The 19,644-nt window shown below is 37.9% G+C and carries 15 protein-coding genes and 1 pseudogene; 12 read left to right on the top strand and 4 right to left on the bottom strand.

Translation table 11 applies throughout. The annotated features are described in order from the left end of the window. Nucleotides 1–594: 594 nt before the first annotated feature. The 10 genes from K6D58_RS06930 (at nucleotide 595) to K6D58_RS06885 (ending at nucleotide 14,281) form a co-directional block, all read left to right on the top strand. Nucleotides 595–2,439, top strand: a complete 1,845-nt coding sequence (locus tag K6D58_RS06930; RefSeq protein WP_296828951.1) for a carbohydrate-binding domain-containing protein — start codon at nucleotides 595–597, stop codon at nucleotides 2,437–2,439. A gap of 84 nt (nucleotides 2,440–2,523) precedes the next feature. Further along, entirely contained in the window at nucleotides 2,524–3,159 is a 636-nt protein-coding gene (locus K6D58_RS06925) for an HAD family hydrolase (RefSeq protein ID WP_296828949.1), read from the top strand. A gap of 13 nt (nucleotides 3,160–3,172) precedes the next feature. After that, on the top strand, nucleotides 3,173–3,787 hold the full coding sequence (locus K6D58_RS06920; protein ID WP_296828947.1) for an HAD family hydrolase: 615 nt from the start codon (nucleotides 3,173–3,175) through the stop codon (nucleotides 3,785–3,787). A gap of 145 nt (nucleotides 3,788–3,932) precedes the next feature. Further along, on the top strand, nucleotides 3,933–4,241 hold the full coding sequence (locus K6D58_RS06915; RefSeq protein WP_296828945.1) for an ArsR/SmtB family transcription factor: 309 nt from the start codon (nucleotides 3,933–3,935) through the stop codon (nucleotides 4,239–4,241). Between the two features lie 53 nt (nucleotides 4,242–4,294). After that, on the top strand, nucleotides 4,295–6,364 hold the full coding sequence (locus tag K6D58_RS06910; RefSeq protein WP_296828943.1) for a heavy metal translocating P-type ATPase: 2,070 nt from the start codon (nucleotides 4,295–4,297) through the stop codon (nucleotides 6,362–6,364). Nucleotides 6,365–6,379: 15 nt separating this feature from the next. After that, nucleotides 6,380–7,003 carry an aminoacyl-tRNA hydrolase gene (pth, locus tag K6D58_RS06905; RefSeq protein WP_296828941.1) on the top strand — a complete coding sequence of 208 codons (624 nt, stop codon included), beginning with the start codon at nucleotides 6,380–6,382 and terminating at the stop codon, nucleotides 7,001–7,003. Between the two features lie 172 nt (nucleotides 7,004–7,175). Then, nucleotides 7,176–9,371 carry a methyl-accepting chemotaxis protein gene (locus tag K6D58_RS06900; protein WP_296828939.1) on the top strand — a complete coding sequence of 732 codons (2,196 nt, stop codon included), beginning with the start codon at nucleotides 7,176–7,178 and terminating at the stop codon, nucleotides 9,369–9,371. Between the two features lie 178 nt (nucleotides 9,372–9,549). Continuing rightward, nucleotides 9,550–11,637, top strand: a complete 2,088-nt coding sequence (locus tag K6D58_RS06895) for a glutamine synthetase III family protein (RefSeq protein ID WP_296828937.1) — start codon at nucleotides 9,550–9,552, stop codon at nucleotides 11,635–11,637. A 152-nt stretch (nucleotides 11,638–11,789) separates the two neighbouring features. Continuing rightward, on the top strand, nucleotides 11,790–13,562 hold the full coding sequence (locus K6D58_RS06890) for an ammonium transporter (protein WP_296828935.1): 1,773 nt from the start codon (nucleotides 11,790–11,792) through the stop codon (nucleotides 13,560–13,562). 188 nt (nucleotides 13,563–13,750) lie between these two features. After that, a complete protein-coding gene (locus K6D58_RS06885; protein ID WP_296828933.1) occupies nucleotides 13,751–14,281 on the top strand; it encodes a hypothetical protein in 531 nt (176 codons plus the stop codon). Here the strand turns inward: K6D58_RS06885 and K6D58_RS06880 are convergent. Next, entirely contained in the window at nucleotides 14,278–14,826 is a 549-nt protein-coding gene (locus tag K6D58_RS06880; RefSeq protein ID WP_296828931.1) for a hypothetical protein, read from the bottom strand. The two genes, K6D58_RS06885 and K6D58_RS06880, sit on opposite strands and share 4 nt — an antisense overlap. Before the next feature lie 51 nt (nucleotides 14,827–14,877). Here K6D58_RS06880 and K6D58_RS06875 point away from each other — a divergent pair, with 51 nt between their 5' ends. Together K6D58_RS06875 and K6D58_RS06870 are read left to right on the top strand one after the other, a co-directional pair. Further along, nucleotides 14,878–15,630 carry a hypothetical protein gene (locus tag K6D58_RS06875; RefSeq protein ID WP_296828929.1) on the top strand — a complete coding sequence of 251 codons (753 nt, stop codon included), beginning with the start codon at nucleotides 14,878–14,880 and terminating at the stop codon, nucleotides 15,628–15,630. Next, entirely contained in the window at nucleotides 15,631–16,590 is a 960-nt protein-coding gene (locus K6D58_RS06870; protein WP_296828927.1) for an AEC family transporter, read from the top strand. 117 nt (nucleotides 16,591–16,707) lie between these two features. On the opposite strand, the gene K6D58_RS06865 is transcribed toward K6D58_RS06870, so the two are convergent. From K6D58_RS06865 to K6D58_RS06855, 3 genes and pseudogenes are all read right to left on the bottom strand, one after another. Continuing rightward, nucleotides 16,708–17,481, bottom strand: a complete 774-nt coding sequence (locus tag K6D58_RS06865) for an acyl-[acyl-carrier-protein] thioesterase (RefSeq protein WP_296828925.1) — start codon at nucleotides 17,479–17,481, stop codon at nucleotides 16,708–16,710. A 35-nt stretch (nucleotides 17,482–17,516) separates the two neighbouring features. Continuing rightward, nucleotides 17,517–19,286 carry an ABC transporter ATP-binding protein gene (locus K6D58_RS06860; RefSeq protein ID WP_296828923.1) on the bottom strand — a complete coding sequence of 590 codons (1,770 nt, stop codon included), beginning with the start codon at nucleotides 19,284–19,286 and terminating at the stop codon, nucleotides 17,517–17,519. 1 nt (nucleotide 19,287) lies between these two features. Continuing rightward, nucleotides 19,288–19,644: pseudogene (locus K6D58_RS06855) on the bottom strand (hypothetical protein); the annotation flags it as partial.

Below are 19,644 nucleotides of genomic sequence, written 5' to 3'. Positions count from 1 at the left end.
TCCTAAAAGTACCAGTCTTTTTTTTGAAGGTCCCGGTATAACAGTAGTTTTCATCACAATTCCCTATGATATTCAGCATGTGTGAAATTATTCACGCAATTATTACTGAATATAGAATCATTTTACATAGCTGATTTTTTTAAGTCCATCAGCTTAAAATACATAAAAGTGTATAATTTTCTGTTTTACTTTATATTTGTATAGGTAAATTGTAAAAATCGGTACTTTCTGTGATTTATTTCACATTAACTAGCACTGTTTAGAGGGATATACTGTGATAGAATTCACAATTATATACCTTAATTGATTCCCTGTTTTCTCATGTTCAGGGGGATAAAATATTCTTCTATATTTTTCTTCGATAAAAATTTCTCATTAAGCTTTTTAGATGATTTTCCTCCATATAATTAAATGTTGAAGAATTTATAGTTTTGCTTTTTTTAAATTAAATTGAGGGTGCAGCTTAAAAAATTTTAATTTGCACTTTTATCAGGTGAACTATATTTAACTTAACACAATAAGGGAAATATACGTTTTTATATTTATCATGCGGAACTTTTTAACAGTTTCTTTTTTTTTGCATGAGGAGGTTTTATGAAAAGGTATTTACTGAAAAAATCAGTCCTTGGAGTAATCGCTGTAGCAATGGGTCTTATGATTGCATGTTCTTCAGGTTATGATGATGGCAGCAGTAATTCAACTAATTATGGAAACAGTTCAGGTTCATCCGGTTCATCAAGTTCAGGTCTTAGTGCAGGAACAACTACATCCTATGATTCAACAGCAACTGTAGATACTGCAACTTATTCAAATGTTCTTTACCTGAATCTTAGTGATGGTACAATTTCTGATGACAATTCAACATGGCAGACTCTTTCTACTTCTGCCATAAAATTTTTTGAAGACACAGATGCTTCTACTGTTGTAAAAGTAAAGTACACTGAAGATGATTCCGGTGATTCAACTGGTTTGATAAAGGTTAATGCAACTTCCTTTAGCGGAGAACTGGCCATTTACATAAGCGGCACCATGACAAGTGGTGGTGTAAAGGTGCAGTCTAATGCTTTGGATGATATAGCCATTTATCTTAATGATGCAACAATTACTTCTTCCAATTATCCATGTCTTGAAGTAACAAAGGGTTCTGCTGCAAAAGTTTATCTTAGCGGAACTAATACTTTTGCAGACGGTCGTGCTTACGGTACAGGTTATGGAGAAGAATATTCAACTTCCAGCAGTGCAACTTACTATGATGAAGATTCGGCATCTTATGTAAGCTGTACAGTTGTAAAGGCTTATGTAAGTGAAGGTAGTGATTCCAAGGGTACACTGTTCTGTAAGGGTGACCTTACTATTGATGGAGATGGAAGTCTTTCTGTTACCCAGGCTTATAAGAGTTGTATTGCTTCCAAGGCAACCCTTACTATAGAAAATGGTACTTATACCCTTACTTCTACAGGTAAGCATGGTCTTGCAGGGGACACAAGTGTTGTAATTAATGACGGTGATATTACCTTTAGCGGAACAGGTGCAATTTCTTCAAGTGAATGCCGTAAGGCTACAGGTATTCAGACTGACACAGATGCCAGCACAAGTTCTGTTTATATAAATGGTGGAAGTCTTGATATTACAACTTACAACGGAAAGGGAATTAATTCTTCCAACGTTTATATTACCGGTGGTGAAGCTGAATATAATGTAACCGGTGTTACAAATTATACCAGTGACAATAATAAAACAGCTTCTTACTATGATGCAGATGGTGTTTATTATTCAAATACCAGCGTAACTTTTGCTCCTGAAGGAATTGAAGCAGCTTATGTAATGACAGTTTCCGGTGGAACTACAGAAGTTACAGCTTACGATGATGCCTTTAATATTAGTGAATCATCCGGAAAGTTTACCATGACAAACGGTTATCTTTATGCATATACTCCTTATGGTGACGGCATAGACTGTAACGGTTCTATTTATGTAAAGGGCGGTTACATTGTAGCCTATGCACCTACAGGTTCAGAAGATGCCCTGGATTGTGGAGATTCAGATAAGATTTATGTAACAGGCGGATATATTGGTGGAGTATGCGGTTCTTCTAATGGAGCCAGCAGCTTAAGCACCAGCGGACAGAAGGTTCTTTACTTTACAGGATCTTCTTCAAATTCAAATATGGGCGGACCTAACTCAAGTTCTTCTTCAAGTTCTTCATTCAGTAAGGTTGCAGTTTATGTCAGCGATTCCTGTGTTTATGCCTTTACACTTCCTTCTTCAAGCTTTGGTATGTGCATGATAAGCTGTCCTTCATTTACAAGCTCTTCTTCTGGTGATTACACCTGTAACACATCACCAACCTTCTCTGGTGGAAGTAACTTTAACGGACTTTACACAAGCCTGCCGACTGTAAGTACAGGAAGCACGACAAGAACGGCCAGTATTAAATAATCATAAGCTTTTCTTATAAAACTGAATATTTTTTTTCCTTACGGTTTGTGATAGAATTATTTAAGATGACTGTAAGGAGAAAAAATGAGTTCGGAGTTTGATGCAGTAATTCTTGATATTGATGGAACAATATGGAATACCACAGGTCTCGTAGCTGTTGCATGGAATAAGGCAATTGATTCAACAGGTTTTAATGCCCGTAAGGTTAATGCCCAGATGCTTCAGCAGGAATTTGGAAAGACTATGGATGTGATTGCCATGGATCTCTGGCCTGATCTTGAAAAGGACAAGAGGGATATTCTTCTTGCAGAATGTTGTACGGAAGAACAGGTTGCCATCAGGGAAAATACTCTGGATATTACTTATCCCGGTGTAGTAGAAACCATTGCCGAACTTAGCAGTCAGGAAAATTTTTACATCGTAAGTAACTGTCATGCAGGTTATATTGAACTTATGATGGAAAAAACAGGCCTTACTCCTTACATTAAGGATTTTGAATGTTACGGAAGGACAGGCAAGGGTAAGGCAGAAAACCTTCTTATGCTTAAGGACAGAAATCAGCTTACTTTTCCTCTTTATATTGGTGATACTCAGGGGGATTGTAATGAATGTCTTAAGGCAGGTATCAGTTTTGCCTGGGCATCCTATGGTTTTGGAAAGGCCTCTTCTTACTTTAAGGAACTAAAGAAATTTTCTGATTTAAAAAATATTTTAAAATAGCACTGGAGACACTATGCTTTTTATTTTTGATATGGGTGGAGTTGTTACTACAACTGCTAAGCTGGATTCTCAGATTGAAGAAATTCTGGGAATATCACACAAGGAATTTCTTTCTTACTGCGGCGCTTCCTGTCCGGAAGATGCTTCTGATCCTTCTAAGACAAATCTTTTTACCATGTGTTCAGACGGAATTATTGACTGTAAGGAATTCTGGAGAATCTTTTCTGAACGCAGCGGAATTAAAGTTACTACTGACTGGTGGCACTGGCTTTTTCATCCCCAGCTTAATAAAAAAACTGTAGAACTGATTGCCCTTCTTAAAGAAAAGGGACACAGGGTTATCTGCGGTACCAATACTATTTCAAGTCATTATGCAAATCATATAGAAAGGGGAGACTACACTTACTTTGATCAGACATATGCTTCCTGCTATATGGGAGTATCAAAACCTGACATAAAATTCTGGCAGCTTATTTTGCAGGCAGAAAATACCAGGGCAGAGGATGCTGTCTTTATTGATGACAGAAAGGATAATGTTGATGCAGCTGCTTCCCTGGGAATAAAAGCTTTTGTATTTACTGATGCTGACAGCCTTAAATCAGATTTGCAGAAGGCAGCTTTAATCTGATTTTTATTTAATTATTTTAAGAAAGCACGGCTTTAGAAGATAATTATTTTCCTTAGCGGTGCTTTTTTTGTCTTACGGGCTTGCATTATATATAATTATATGCTTATATGTTTATATAAACATATAATTAAGGAGTTTAAGAAGAATGAAAAAGACTGTTACTTCCATTAAGGCTGATGAAACAATGCTTTTTAATCTTGCTGAACTGTTTAAGGTATTTGGTGATTCTACAAGGGTAAAAATACTTCATTCCCTTTTAAATACAGAACTCAGTGTAACAGAAATTGCCCAGAAGCTTATGATGACCCAGCCGGCAATAAGTCAGCAGCTGAGGGTATTAAAATCCAGCGGTCTTGTTAAGTTCCGCAGGGAGGGCAAGCTTGTTATGTATTCCCTTGCAGATGAGCATGTAAGCCTGATTCTTAATATTGGAATTGAACATCTTTCTGAATAATTTTATCGAGTTATTCATGGAAATATTTATGCAAATATTTATGGAGGTAATTTATGAAGAAAACTGATTCCTGCAAAAACAATATAGATGAAGAAAAAATCAGTGACTGCTGTCATTCAGATGTGCATGAAGAAAAGCACAGGCATAGTCACGGAGAGCATCACTGCTGCTGCTGTCACGATGACTGCTGTGATGAAGATGATGAAGGCGGCGAAGAAGAGGAAGATGAGGAAGAAGACAGCTTAAAGAAAATTATTATTGCAGCCCTCTTTTTTATTTGTGCCATACTGGTAGAAAAACTTCCTTTCTTTGATTCTTCAAAAGTTACTGTAAGGGCTGTATTTCTTTTTGCTTACTTTGCGGCTTACATGCTTACAGGATTTTCTGTTCTTAAAGGTGCAGTGGTAAATATTATACATGGTGAATGGTTTGGAGAAGAATTCCTTATGTCCATTGCTGCTGTAGGTGCAATCATTATGGGAGAGTACTCAGAAGGTGTTGCCGTAATGATTCTCTTTCAGTTAGGTGAATATCTTGAAGACAAGGCTGTGGATCATTCAAAGCACTCTATTTCTGAGCTGGTAGAGCTTAGGGCTGATACTGCAAACATAAAGGCAGACGGTCAGTTAAAGGAAGTTGCTGCAGAAAGTGTAAGGAAGGGTGACATAATTGTAGTAAAGGCCGGAGAGAGGATTCCTCTTGATGGTAAAGTTATCAGTGGCCGTACTATGTGTGATACTTCTGCCTTAACAGGTGAAAGCATTCCCCGTGATATTGCAGAAGGTGATATGGTTCTTGCCGGCTTTATGAACGAAAACGGAGTAATAGAAGTTCAGGTAGAAAAAGAATTTTCAGAAAGCTCTGTCAGCCGTATTCTTAAAATGGTTCGTTCAGCTCAGTCTAAAAAAGCCCGCAGTGAAAAATTCATAAGAAAGTTTGCAAAGGTTTATACACCTCTTGTTTGTCTTGCAGCCCTTAGCCTTGCCTTACTGCCTCCCCTTATTCTTGGTGGAACAAAAGAAGTATGGCAGAGCTGGATTTACCGTGCCCTTGAACTTCTTGTAGTTTCCTGTCCATGTGCCCTTGTAATTTCAATTCCTTTAAGTTTCTTTAGCGGCATTGGTCTTGCTTCAAGAAAGGGTATTCTTATTAAGGGTTCCAATTACATAGAAATGCTCAGCCGCTCATCAGTTGCTGTCTTTGATAAAACCGGAACTTTAACAAAGGGAACTTTTGAAGTAACTAAAGTAAATCCCCTTCCTTCTTCCGGATTATCAGAAGCTGAACTTGTAAAAATTGCAGCCCATGCAGAGTATTATTCTGAACATCCCCTGTCCCGTTCCCTTAAAAAAATTCACTCCTGTCCTGACTGTCTTAAACTGGATGTAAAAAACGCAGAAGAAATCAGTGGACACGGAATAAAGTGCAGGCTTGATGGAAGCCTGGTTCTTGCAGGTAATGACCGCCTTATGATTAAGGAAGGGGTGGAAGGTTTTGTAAAGGAAAGTTCTGCAGAGGGTAGCGTGATATATGTTGCAAAAGATGGTAAGTATCTGGGAAGCATAATCATCAGTGATGTAATAAAAGAAAATGCGGCAAAAGCAATTTCTCTCCTTTATAAAAACGGCATAAAGAAAACCGTAATGCTTACGGGAGACAACAAGGCAGCTGCAGAAGACTGTGGTAAAAAAACAGGAATAAGTGAAGTTTACAGTCAGCTTTTACCAGACGGAAAACTTGAGCTTATGGAAAAATTTATTGCAGAAAAGAAAAAGGGTCAGAGTGTAATTTTTACCGGAGACGGAATAAATGATGCCCCTGTTTTAAGCCGCAGTGATGTAGGAATTGCAATGGGTGCAATGGGAAGTGATTCTGCAATAGAAGCTGCTGATGTGGTAATAATGAATGACAATATAGAAGCTGTTTCAGAGGCAGTGAAAATTTCGAAAGTTACAATGAAGAATGTAAAGGAAAATACTTTCTTTTCTTTGTTTACAAAAATTGCTATCATTGTTCTCTGTGCACTGGGATTTGGAAACATGTGGCTTGCAGTCTTTGGAGACGTAGGTGTTACAATGCTGGCTGTCCTTAATTCAATCCGTGTACTTAGAAAATCAGTTTAATGCAGAAGGTTTAATATGATTCAGCTGGTAGCTTTTTTAGGAAATTATGGAAAGGAATACGAGAATACCCGTCATAATGCAGCATGGCTTTTTGAAAAGTCTCTTTCTTTTTCTTCATCTTTGTCTTATCAGAATAAGTTTAAGGCTGAATTTGCCACGGCTGATTACGAAGATATTGTAAGACGTCTTAACGGTGGAGAGTCAAAGGCTCTTCCTGAAAATGCACCAAAAAAGCTTTATTTTATGAAGCCCCTTACCTACATGAATCTTAGTGGAGAAGCTGTAGGAGAAGCTGCCAGATTTTATAAAATACCTGCTTCTGACATTCTTATTGTTCACGACGAAATTGAACTTGCTCCCGGAATATTAAGCCTTAAGTGGAGTGGTGGTCTTGGAGGTCACAATGGTCTCAGGTCTGTAAAATCTGTTTTTAATACAGCTGATTTCTGGCGTCTTCGTATTGGTGTCGGAAAGCCTGCTGACGGAAATGTTGCTGACTATGTTCTTGGCTCTTTTACTCAGGACGAGATGATTACCCTGTCTCAGGTATTTGTAAAATGCAGTGAACTTTTTAGTAAAATGCTTACTGCTAAGGATATGGACAACCTGTTAAAATCCTGGTCTAAAGTAAAGCTTTAATCAGGTTTTATTAATTTTAGTGAATAGAGGGATTTAATACTGTACTTTTGTATAGTATTAAATCCCTTTTTTTATTAATTAAAAGTTTTTGTTAGGTTCAGGTAATTTTTTTTAAAGATTAGTGGGTTAATATTTAAATAGGGAAAAAATCAAATTTAATTGAGAGGTATAAATGAAGAATTTCCTTACTAAATCCATCAGTCGTCAGCTTGCCCTTTCAATAGGAACTGTTCTTTTTGTTTTGCTTGTTGCATGTGCTTATTTAATTACAACAACAGTTGATTCAGCTTTTGAAAAAGTTTCTGAAAATTATCTTGCTTCTACTGCAGCCCGTTATGGTGAAAGTACTGAAAAAATTCTTACTATGGAATTTAATGTTGCAAAAACCCTTCAGGCTTCACTGGAAACTTATAAACATATTCCTGTAAGGCAGCGCCGCAATTACATTAATAATCTTCTTAAACATACCCTGGAACTTCATCCGTCTCTTGTAGATGCTTACTGTGTCTGGAAACCGGATACCCTGGATGGTCTTGATGCAGAATATGTAAATTATGATGAAACTTATGATAATACAGGCCGTCTTATTCCTTACTGGACTAATGACGGAAAAAATATTGAATGTTGTGCACTTACTGATTATGAAGGCAGTTTCTGGTATGAAGAGCCAATGGCTGCCAACAGGGGTATTTTGATTCAGCCTAACCCTTATGAAGTTGGAGGAGAACTTATCTGGGTTTGTGGTGTAGCTTTTCCTATTCATGATCCTGATGGAAATGTAGTAGGTATGCTTGGTGTTGATATGTCCCTGGATGCACTTTCCGGAATCCTTAAGAATGCTCAGATTTATGATTCAGGTTATCTTTCACTTATTGCTCACACAGGTCTTATTGCCGTAACAAAAGATCATAGTCAGGAAGGTCAGCTTAGTTCTGAATTCTCCAGCGGAAGTACAGCCTCTATGTTTAAGACCTCAGCTTCTACAAAAGAATATTTTTCTTTTATTGATAAAATTGAAGGCCAGACCTATATGTGTTTTTATGAACCTCTTGATGTTGAAGGTGCAGATGAAACCTGGTTCCTGGGTGTAAATGTTCCTCAGAAAGAAGTTTATGAAGACGGAAAACGTATTTCTAAAATAGTAAATTTTATTTTTGCAATTACCCTGATAATTGTTATTGCCCTCAGTTACTTTATTATCCGCCGTGTTGTAAAGGAAATGAACAAGGGTGTTGCTGCAATGAAAAATATTGCTCAGGGTGATGGTGACCTTACAGTCCGCATGGAAGTCAAAAATGAAAATGAACTTGGTCACATGTATACTTACTTTAATCAGACTATGGAAAAAATTCAGGATTCCATTTCTCTTGTTAAGGATGTAAATCTGACAATGCAGAAAAATGGTCTTGCTCTTGCAGATAACATGAACGATACTGCAGCTTCTGCAAATCAGATTACTGCAAACATAGAAAGTGTTAACCGTCAGGTTCAGCAGCAGGGTAACAATGTTCGTGAAGCAACTGAATCCATGGCTTCTGTAAATAATGCAGTGAAAGCTCTTGTTGATGACATTCAGAGTCAGAGTTCCTGTGTTGTTGAATCTTCTTCTGCTATTGAAGAAATGGTTGCAAACATTAAGTCTGTCACAGGTATTCTTCAGAAGAATGGTGAGACAATTAAACTTCTTGAAAGTTCTTCTGAAAACGGAAGGAACAGTGTTGAAGGTACAGTTCTTTCTACACAGAAAATTAAACAGCAGTCAGAGATTCTTCTTGAAGCCAGTTCTGTAATTCAGAATATTGCCAGCCAGACAAACCTTCTTGCCATGAATGCAGCAATCGAAGCCGCTCATGCAGGAGAAGCAGGTAAGGGATTCTCTGTAGTTGCAGATGAAATCCGTAAACTGGCAGAAGATTCAAATCAGCAGGGTAAGGCAATTACAACAAACCTTACGGAAGTTCTTTCAAGTATTAACGAAGTTGCAGATTCAACAGCAGCCCTTCAGGAAATTTTTACTAAGATTTATACACTTACCCAGCAGGTTTCCCAGCAGGAACTTACTATTATGAATGCCATGCAGGAACAGTCAGAAGGTGGTACTCAGGTACTTACAGCAATTAAGCAGATAAATGATGTTACTGTAAACGTAAAGTCAGGAAGTGATTCCATGCACAGGGAAAGCCTTGCCATTAACGAAAAGATGGAACACTTGTCCCGTCTTACAGATGAGATTACTTCAAGTATGGAAGAAATGTCACTGGGTATTGAAACCATTAACAATTCAATTAACAGTGTAAACGATCTTACCCGCCTTAACACCCAGAATATAGAAAAGCTTGGTGCGGCAGTAGGTAAGTTTAAGGTTTAAGCCTTAAAAAGTCACTTGTAAGAATCGGAACTGAAATAAAAAATGATTTTGTACTTGCTTGACCTTTAATCTTGAATAAGCTAGAGTAAGTACAACATCAAAGGCGATGTACAAATTCTTTTTTTCTTCTTAGGGAGAAAGAGTCTGTACATCGCTTTTTTTATTTTGGAGGTTATAAATGACAAATGTTCCTGAACTTTTCGGAAGCATGGTTTTTAATCAGAGCGTAATGAAACAGCGCCTGCCTAAAGAAACATTCAAGCTCCTCAAGAAGACACTTGATGATGGTGCACCTCTTGAACTTGATGTAGCTAATGTTGTTGCTCACGCAATGAAGGAGTGGGCTATTGAAAATGGTGCTACACACTTTGCTCACTGGTTCCAGCCTCTTACAGGAATTACTGCAGAAAAACATGATTCTTTCATTAATCCACAGGATGATGGAAGTGTAATAATGACCTTCAGTGGAAAGGAACTTGTTAAGGGTGAACCTGACGCTTCTTCTTTCCCTTCAGGCGGACATCGTGCAACTTTTGAAGCCCGTGGTTACACAGTATGGGATCCAACTTCATATCCTTTTATTAAGGAACACACACTTTGTATTCCTACAGCTTTCTGTTCTTACACAGGTGAAGCTCTTGATAAAAAAACTCCTTTACTTCGCTCAATGGAAGCTCTTGATACTCAGGCAAAAAGAATCCTTAAGCTCTTTGGTAAGGAAGTAAGCCATGTTGCTACAACTGTAGGACCTGAACAGGAATACTTTATTGTTGATCATAAACTCTGGGAACAGAGAAAAGACCTTCGTATGACAGGACGTACCCTTTTTGGTGCAAAGCCATCTAAAGGTCAGGAAATGGATGACCAGTACTTTGCAGCCCTTAATCCACGTATCGTAAAATACATGGAAGATCTTAATGAAACTCTCTGGAAGTACGGAGTCCTTTCTAAGACAGAACACAATGAAGTTGCTCCTGCCCAGCACGAAATGGCTCCAATCTTCAGCACAACAAATCTTTCTGTTGACCAGAACCAGCTTACAATGGAAGTAATGAAGAAAGTTGCAAAGCGCCACGGCCTTGAATGCCTTCTCCACGAAAAACCATTTGCAGGTGTAAACGGAAGCGGTAAACACAATAACTGGTCAATGTCTACAAATGAAGGCGAAAACCTTCTTGAACCAGGCAAGACTCCGGAAAGCAATGCTCAGTTCCTTCTTTTCCTTACAGCTATCCTTAAGTCTGTAGACGAAAACCAGGACCTCCTCCGTATTTCTGTAGCAAGTGCCGGAAACGATCACCGTCTTGGAGCAAACGAAGCTCCTCCAGCAATTATTTCCGTTTACCTTGGTGATGAACTTTACAAGGTTCTTTCTTCTATCGTAGAAGGAAAACCTTATTCAAATGATAAGACTTCAAAGATGACAATCGGTGTAGATGTTCTTCCACCAATTCCAAAGGACTCTACAGACCGTAACAGAACTTCACCATTTGCATTTACAGGTAACAAGTTTGAATTCCGTTCTTGCGGTTCAGCACTTTCTATTGCTGGTCCAAACACTGCCCTTAATGCAATCGTTGCCAATACCCTTAAAGTATTTGCAGATGAACTTGAAGGTGCTTCTAATTTTGAAAAGGCTCTTAATGCCCTTATCGAACGTGAAGTAAAAGCTCACTGGAGAATCGTATTTAACGGTAACGGTTATGATGAATCATGGAAGACAGAAGCTGCTAAACGCGGACTTATGGAACTTAAGACTCTTCCTGATGCAATGGCTCATTACCTTGATGCAAAGAATGTTAAACTTTACACAGACATGGAAGTTTACACAAAAGAAGAAATGGAAAGCCACTACGAAATCAAACTTGAAAAATATGCACAGGTTCTTAACATTGAAGTTAACACCATGCTTGAAATGATTTCTAAGGATATCCTTCCTTCTGCATACAAGTATATTTCTGCAGTTTCAAAAACTGTTATTGACCTTAAGGCTGTTGTTCCTGGAGCAAAAGCTTCTGCTGAAGTTTCCCTCCTTGCAAAACTTGATGGCCTTACAAGCGAACTTGCTGTTAAGGCAGATGAACTTTCAAGAAAGCATCTTTCTGCTAAATCAGCAGGTGATGCAATGGCTGTAGCAAGAGCTTATGTAGATTCTGTATTACCAGCAATGGCAGAAGCCCGTGCAGTAGCTGATGAGATGGAGCCTTTAATCGGAGAAGATTACAAGCCATTCCCATGCTACGAAGATCTTCTTTACAGAATATAAGTCAGTAACTTTTACTAAAAAATAATTTTAAGGGCCGGTTCTTCCAGCCCTGATTTAAGACAATTTATTTTGCACAATGGCGTGCGTTTTTTTAGCGGAATAATTATCCGTTTAAAAGGCGCACGCTTTTTTTATATATGGAGGTAATTTTTATGGATGTAAGTGAATTAGCAACACAAATATCCAGTGTCAGCGGTGACATATGGAGCGTATGGTTCCTTGCTGGAGCTGCATTAGTATTCTGGATGCAGGCCGGATTTGCTATGGTAGAAGCAGGTTTTACCCGTGCTAAAAATACCGGCAATATTATTATGAAAAACCTTATGGACTTCTGTATTGGTACAGTAATGTGGTTCATCATTGGTTCTTCATTAATGCTTTCTTATACAGATCCTGTTACAGGGGAAGTAAGCAAAGGTATCTGGTCTGTAATTGGTAAGCCTGGATTCAGTGTATTCTCTGAATATGCTTCTTTTGACTTTTCTGGTTTTGTATTTAACCTTGTATTCTGTGCCACAACAGCAACAATCGTATCTGGTGCTATGGCAGAACGTACAAAGTTCTCTACATACTGTCTTTATTCAGCAATCATTTCTGGAATTATTTATCCTGTAGAAGCTCACTGGGTATGGGGAGGCGGTTTCCTTGCACAGATGGGATTCCATGATTATGCAGGTTCAGCTTGTATCCATATGGTTGGTGGTATCTGCGCCCTTATTGGTGCATGGCTCTTAGGTCCACGTATCGGAAAATTTGTAAAGAACAAGGCTGGTAAAGTAACAAAGGTAAACGGTTTCCCTGGATCAAACATTGCAATGGGTGCCCTTGGTGTGTTCATCCTCTGGCTGGGCTGGTACGGATTCAACGGTGCTGCTGCAACTGATGTTCCTACATTAGGATCTATCTTCCTTACAACAACTGTTGCACCTGCTGTTGCTACTGTTACAGCAATGATCTTTACATGGATTAAATATGGTAAGCCTGATGTTTCTATGTGTCTTAACGCATCCCTTGCCGGACTTGTTGCAATCACAGCTCCTTGTGATGTAACAGACTGTGCTGGTGCTGCAATCATCGGTCTTGTTGCAGGTCTTCTTGTAATCTTTGGAATCTGGCTTCTTGATCATATTCTTCATATTGATGACCCGGTTGGTGCTGTTGGTGTTCATATGATGAATGGTATCTGGGGTACAATTGCAGTAGGTCTTTTTGCTACAGAAAGTGCACCAGGTTTTGCTCTTGCAGGAATTAAGGAAGGTGTATTCTACGGTGGTGGATTAAGTCAGCTTGGCCTTCAGCTTGAAGGTATGGGAATTATCATTCTCTGGACAGTTGTAACAATTACAATCGTATTCCTTCTTCTTAAAAAGACAATTGGTCTTCGTGTAACAAAAGAAGAAGAAATCATCGGTCTTGATAAGCTTGAACATGGTCTTGCTTCTTCTTATGCAGGATTTGCAATGACATATTCTTCAGAAGAAATTGAAGAAGCTAAGAGTGCAGGTTTATCTCTCGATGAAAGTGTAAGTGTTGTTCAGGTTCCTGAAACAATTCCATCTTCACGTGCAGATTCACTTCATAAAGTTGTAATTATTACCCGCCAGAATAAGTTTGAGGCTCTTAAGAATGCCATGAACTCAATTGGTGTAAACGGTATGACTGTAATTAACGTAATGGGCTGTGGTATGCAGCATGGTGCAAGTGAATATTATCGTGGTGCACCTGTAAGCATGACCCTTCTTCCTAAGATTAAAGTTGAGATTGTTGTTTCTAAAGTTCCTGTTGATCTTGTTGTAGAAACAGCAAAGAAAGCTTTGTATACAGGTCATATTGGTGACGGTAAGATTTTTGTTTACCCTGTAGATGATGTTGTAAAGGTTCGCACTGGTGAATCGGGATACGACGCTCTTCAGGATGAAGACTAAAAAATCGTAAAAATTAAAAAGTAATTTTTCTGGCTGCCCTGAATCTCCGTAACTCCGGGTTTTAGGGCGGCCTTTTTATTGAGGGTTTATTACAAAACCCTCAAAACGGCGAAGTCAAGACTTTAAGCGTGAGCGTGCCTTGACTCGACGTATTTTATATAATTATATTTTCGTGCTATAATTTTTTTATGGCTGCAAACATTATAGAAGCAATGGAAAAATTCAGCAGGAAGATGGAGTCCTTTAAAAAATCTGATGATAAAAAAAATCCCCTTCCTGAATCTGCTGACCAAAAATTACAGAAGAGAATTAATCTTACGGAAGAAGAGCGCCTGGCTGCAATAAAAAATGAATATGAAAATTTTAAAAATCCCCTTAGTCGGGAAATTGAAAGTGATGAAGAAGCCCTGCTAAAAGCTTACGAATTATTTACAGCCCTTAATGAATTAAAAAAATCTTTTGAGGGACAGGGGGCCTCTTTAAAATCCTGTCAGATAGACTGCAGCCTCTGTCATAAATCTGAATATACAAAACCTGCCTGTTCTAAATTTATTTTTTTACAGTGCTGGTTATATTTTGAAAAAAATATCAGGGATTATATTCCTGTGATTGAAGAAAATAAAAATGGAAGCCATGACATAGCTTTTGCTGATGCCGAAGACTTCCATTTTTATTCCAGGGAAAAAGAAATCTGGGAAAGTATTGCTGCCCTTTATTAGAACTTTTTACCAAGAATGGCAAAGCTGTTGTAGTCAAAGCTTTCTACTGAACCGATAAAAACGGCACCTTTGCTTTTAATTCCAAGGATTTCGCCTTTCTTAACATAGATGTGGTAACTGCAGGGAGCAGTTGTTTTTGAAGGAATGGAAACTGTAAGACGGAACATTGTTTCGTTTACAGGAATGATTTCTGTTATGGAAGCTTCTTCACTTTCTGCAGGGAGTGAGAAATATGTTCTTGAAGAGGAGTTCATTAAGGACATGGTCTGGGTTGTGTAAAAGGTAAAGGTCATCTGATCATCTTCCGGCTGCTTTACGCTGTCTTTTTTTGCAGGTGCAGTGGAAGCTGCAGTGGAATTTGAACCAGAAAGGTTTGTACTGCTTTCTGAAGATGCCTGTTTTTCTGCTGCAGTCTGTGGGGCAGATACAGTCTGTGCTGGAGAAACAGATTGACTTGTGCCTGGATTTTTAGCAGCCGGGGTATTCTGTGAGAAGACAAGATTTGCTGTGTAAAATAAAATTGCTGTAAGAATCAGTTTTTTCATGTAAAACTCCTTGCTAATCGTTATAATAAAATATCTTTTAAGGAGATTCAAATGAAAAAACTAACACTTTTGTTTATTTCTTCACTTTTTGCATTTTTTCCATTCAGCCTTTGCGGCTATGTTTATTCTCAGGATTTAACCAGCCCTGCAGATAATGGTCCCTCATCTGTAAGTCCTGCCATTATTCCTGAGACTGTAGAAAAAGAGGAACTTTTATCTTTAATGAATAAAACTCATGGTGAAGTAATTGAACTTCTTGGTGCTCCTGATTACATAAGAAAAAGCACTGGCCAGACACTTTTCTTTATTCAGGGTACAACAGTTTATTCTGATGATTATGTTAAGGACTGTGTTGAATTTGTTTACAAAGACAAAAAAATCAATGTCCTCTTTGATGATCAGGGAAGATTTTTAAGGCTCTTTAACAAATACTATTACAACCGCGAAGCAAGTATTGTTGGAAGCGAAGGTACTTTAAGGGCAACAGGAGTAACTTTCTATTCAGGCTGCTCTGATGATTATGAACTTCCATATGGTCTTTCTTTTGATGACAAGCTGGCAGATGTTTTTGAAAAGCTTGGTAATCCCCTTAAGTATACCCCTCAGCTTGTTACTTATGAATTTGCAGTTGATGATGTAAAAGGCAGTCAGCGTCCTCAGGATGTAAAGATTGCTACAGAAAACTATCCATATTTTACTGTAAATAAAATTTACGATACTCTTGAAATTGGTTTTGAAGAAAACAAAATAGTATCCCTTAAAGTAACCCGCTATCGTTCCTACAACATGCATTCGGAGAATTAAATGTACCTGCTAGTAATCAGACAACTTGCCATAATGCTTGCAATTGCAGTAAGCGGATTTGCTGTTACCAGAGCCTTTAAATTTGGAAAGACTGAACAGCAGTATGTAAGTAAAACACTTTTATATTTTATAAATCCCTGCCTTATTCTTGGAAACTTTAACCGTGACTTTAATGCAGGAGAACTCAGGGACTTTGCAGATGTCCTTCTCTATGCCTTCCTTATTCATTTTATAATGATTGCCATTGCCCTTGTATTTGTCAGGAGCAGGACAGAAGAAGGAAAGGAACTTGACTGTATAGACAGAATTGCCGTTGTTTTTACAAACTGCGGCTTTATTGGCATTCCTCTTATTCAGGGTGTATTCCCTGGTCAGCCAATGGCAGTATTTTATCTTATTGCCTTTCTTACAGCCTTTAATATTTTTCTCTGGACCTTCGGATATTTTATTGTCTGCGGAAAAATTAATTTTAAAAAAATAATTACTAATCCAAATATTATTGCCCTTGTTGCAGGTATGCTTATCTTTATTGCACCTTTTAAGCTGCCTTCTGTTCTTGCCAATGGAAAAAGCGGTGTAATTGATTTTATTGCTTCAATGAATACAGCTACATCAATGATTTTACTGGGTATGCTTTTTGCAAATTATACCCGTCCTGGTGTAGAAAAAATATTTGGCCGTGTAGTAAGGCTTTGTCTTCTGCGCTATGTAGTAACAGGACTTGTAATGTTTGGGCTTACACTTCTTGTTCTAAAAAATATTACTTCTGTTGCAGATATCCGCATGAAGTGTTACGTAGCCTACATTGCAGCCCTTTGTCCTGTAGGTATGAGTGTTTCCAGTTTTGCAGTTGTCTTTCATAAGGATGAGTCTTACTCAGCCCTTCTTGTTCTGGTAACCAGCGCCTTGTGTGTAGTAACACTTCCTGTTTCTGTATTTTTACTGGAACAATTTCTGTAATCTTTATCTTTTTTAACGTAAAGTCTATACATGAATAAAAAGCCCGGCAGTTTTTTTATTATCAGCTGCCGGGCCTTGTATTTACAGGTGACTTATTTTAGTAACACTTGCTTTTAATTAAAAATAAAACTCACATTCAAAAGAGCAGACTTTTTTATCGCCTGAATTAATAAAGCCTGCAATAACAGTTTTTTCTTGAGAAGAAAGGTCTCCCATGATTTCAAGGTTCTGATTGTAAAGGGCTTCCTGGGAATAATTAATTCTTAAGGCCTTTAATGTTTTTTCTTTTAATTCATCAGGGAGAGGGTCAAAGGCAAAGGCACCGTATCTTGCATTGTTTGTATGACCGTTGGCATCCAGATCTGAGTAGCGGATTTTTCTGTCTTCAAGTTTTACCATGTTTTCCGGAAGATTAATTTTTTCCGGCTTAAGGCAGTCATGTTCTGTAACAGTATCAATTGGTGTCCTCATGGTAAACTTCTTGATAGGAAGAAGACGGCGGTTGTTTAAGTCAACCAAAAGCCAGGTGCTTAATCCTGAAACAAGTTTTTCTTTTGTATCAGTATCGATTATTTCGTAAGCACGTATAAACTGAAAGGCTTCACTCTTTTCTTCCCAGGTGCTTACTGTTACCTTCTGGTTTTCTACAGGCATGTGGTGAATCTTAAAGCTGTTTCTTGAAACAAGAATTGCAAGTCCTGCTGCAGTAAGGGTGTCACGACTCATGTTGCGCTGATTAAAATCTTCTACTGCAATATCTGAAGTAAGTTTTAAAAGTTCGTGAACGCTGAGATTTTTATTTTTGTCGCACTGACTAAAAGAAATCATTGTTTCTACGTTAAACTTAAAGCTCACATCTTCGTGCCACTGTCTGTAAATTACTTCTTCCATTTTTTAATTACTCCTTTGATAAATTATAATTGTTTTTAGTTTTCTGTTAAATGGTAGTACAAACCTTTCTTTTTCATTAACTCTTCGTGGCTTCCTTCTTCTGCAATGCTTTTGTTTGCAATGTAAAGAATCCTGTCTGCATTTTTAATTGTAGAAAGTCTGTGGGCAACGATAAAGGCTGTTTTGTCTTTAAGAAGAATGTCCAGGGCCTTCTGAATAAGAAGTTCAGTTTCTGTATCAATGGAACTTGTTGCTTCATCAAGAATTATTACAGAAGGATTTTTAAGTATGATTCTTGTAAAACTTAAAAGCTGTTTTTCTCCTGCAGAAAGTCCTGCTCCTCTTTCTTCAAGAAGGTGATTGTAACCGTCAGAGAATTTTTTAATAAATGTATCTGCATGAATTCTTTCTGCAGCTTCCATACATTCTTTATCAGAGGCATCTGGTTTTCCGTAGCGGATGTTATCAATAATGCTGCCCTTAAAAATAAAAGGGTCCTGCATAAGAACACCAATTTCGTGCCTTAAGGAATTAATTTTTACGTCCTTAATATTATGACCGTCGATTGTAAGGCTGCCTTTTTCAAAATCATAAAAGCGGGTAAGCATGTTTATGACAGTGGTTTTGCCGGCACCAGTTGGTCCTACAAGAGCAATAGTTTCTCCTGGTTTTACATGGAGGGTAAAGTGTTCAAGAACTGGTACTCCTTCTTCGTAAGAGAAAGTGACGTCATCAAAGTCCACCTGACCTTTAACGTTTTTAAAGGTAAAGGCATTTTCCTTGTCTTTGATTGAAATTGGAAAGTCTATGGTGTCAAAGACCTGTTCAAGATTACTTGTTACCTGAGCAAGATTTTGAATAAGAAGGGCAATCTGTGTCAGCGGGGTAGAGAAGATTCCCATGTAGCCGGTAAAGGCAACTACTGTTCCTGCGTCAATTGAACCGTTACCAAAAAGCATGGAAGCAAGGCTGGCTGCAAAAAGGGATAATGTTCCTATGTTCCAGAAAATTTCTGTTACAGGAGAATTAAGTTCTGCCACTGCAACAATGTGCTCCCACTGAACATAACACTTTGTATGAATGTCCTTAAGTGTTTTAAGACTGTCTTCGTCTTTGTTGGAGTTCTTGATTATTTTTTCTCCAATAAGGGATTCAACAAGAAAGGCACTTCTGTTGGAATTCTTAAAGCGGAGTTTTGTAAACATAGGCTTAAGGGCTTTACGTAAAAGAAGAACTGCAATCATCATTGGAATTGCCGATGCAAGAACAACCAGGGTAAGAGGCCAGCTTATACTGAACATAAATACCAGGGAGACAACAATCATTACAAAATAAATAAGAAACTGAAGTACAAAGTTAGAAAAGAAATTTGCCAGTTCATTAATGTAGTCTGTAACACGTACAACAATTTTTCCGTCCGGCCTTGAATCAAAATATTCAAAAGAAAGATTCTGCAGGTGGGTAAAAATATCCTTACGAATATTTGCAATTACTGAGTGTCCCATTTTTCCCATAAGGACCTGCTGAAAATAATTAAAGATAATTGTAATCAAGGCAAGAAAAGCCATGGAAGAAATCAGCAGTATAAGTTCCTTTGTATCCTTTGAATAAACTGTAGAGTTAACTATTCTTTTAAGAATTACGGGAGGAATCATTGCAAGAACGGAACCCAGAGTCATAAGGATGCAGACAGTGACAAAAATCTTTTTAAAAGGAAGAATGTAGGCAAGGGTTCTTGCAAACTGCTTTAAATCAATTTTTGTGTGTAATTCTTCGTCCTGAAAGTATGTATTTTTTTTAGCCATTTTAGTTTTCTCCATCAGACTTACTGCTGTCTGTACGTGCTGCAAGAGAGTCAAAGTCAACAAAAGAGTTGTGCTGCATTTCCTGAATCTTCCATACACCTGCAAAGTGTCCGTTAAGCTTTATAAGCTCATCAAAAGTTCCCCGCTCTGCAATGTTTCCGTCTTTCATATAAATGATTTCGTCACAGTCTTTTATTGAAGAAAGTCTGTGGGCAGAAATAAGAATTGTTTTTTCCGGATAATATTTTTTTACATCTGCAAGAAGTTTCTTTTCTGTTTCTACATCAAGGGCGCTGGTGGAGTCATCAAAAATAAGTACAGGAGAATTTTTCATAAGGGCTCTTGCTATGGAAAGTCT

The sequence above is a fragment of the Treponema sp. genome (assembly GCF_024696245.1).
Classification (GTDB): domain Bacteria; phylum Spirochaetota; class Spirochaetia; order Treponematales; family Treponemataceae; genus Treponema_D.
The sequence above is the reverse complement of the archived record's forward strand: the minus strand, read 5'-3'. Positions and strand labels throughout refer to the sequence as shown.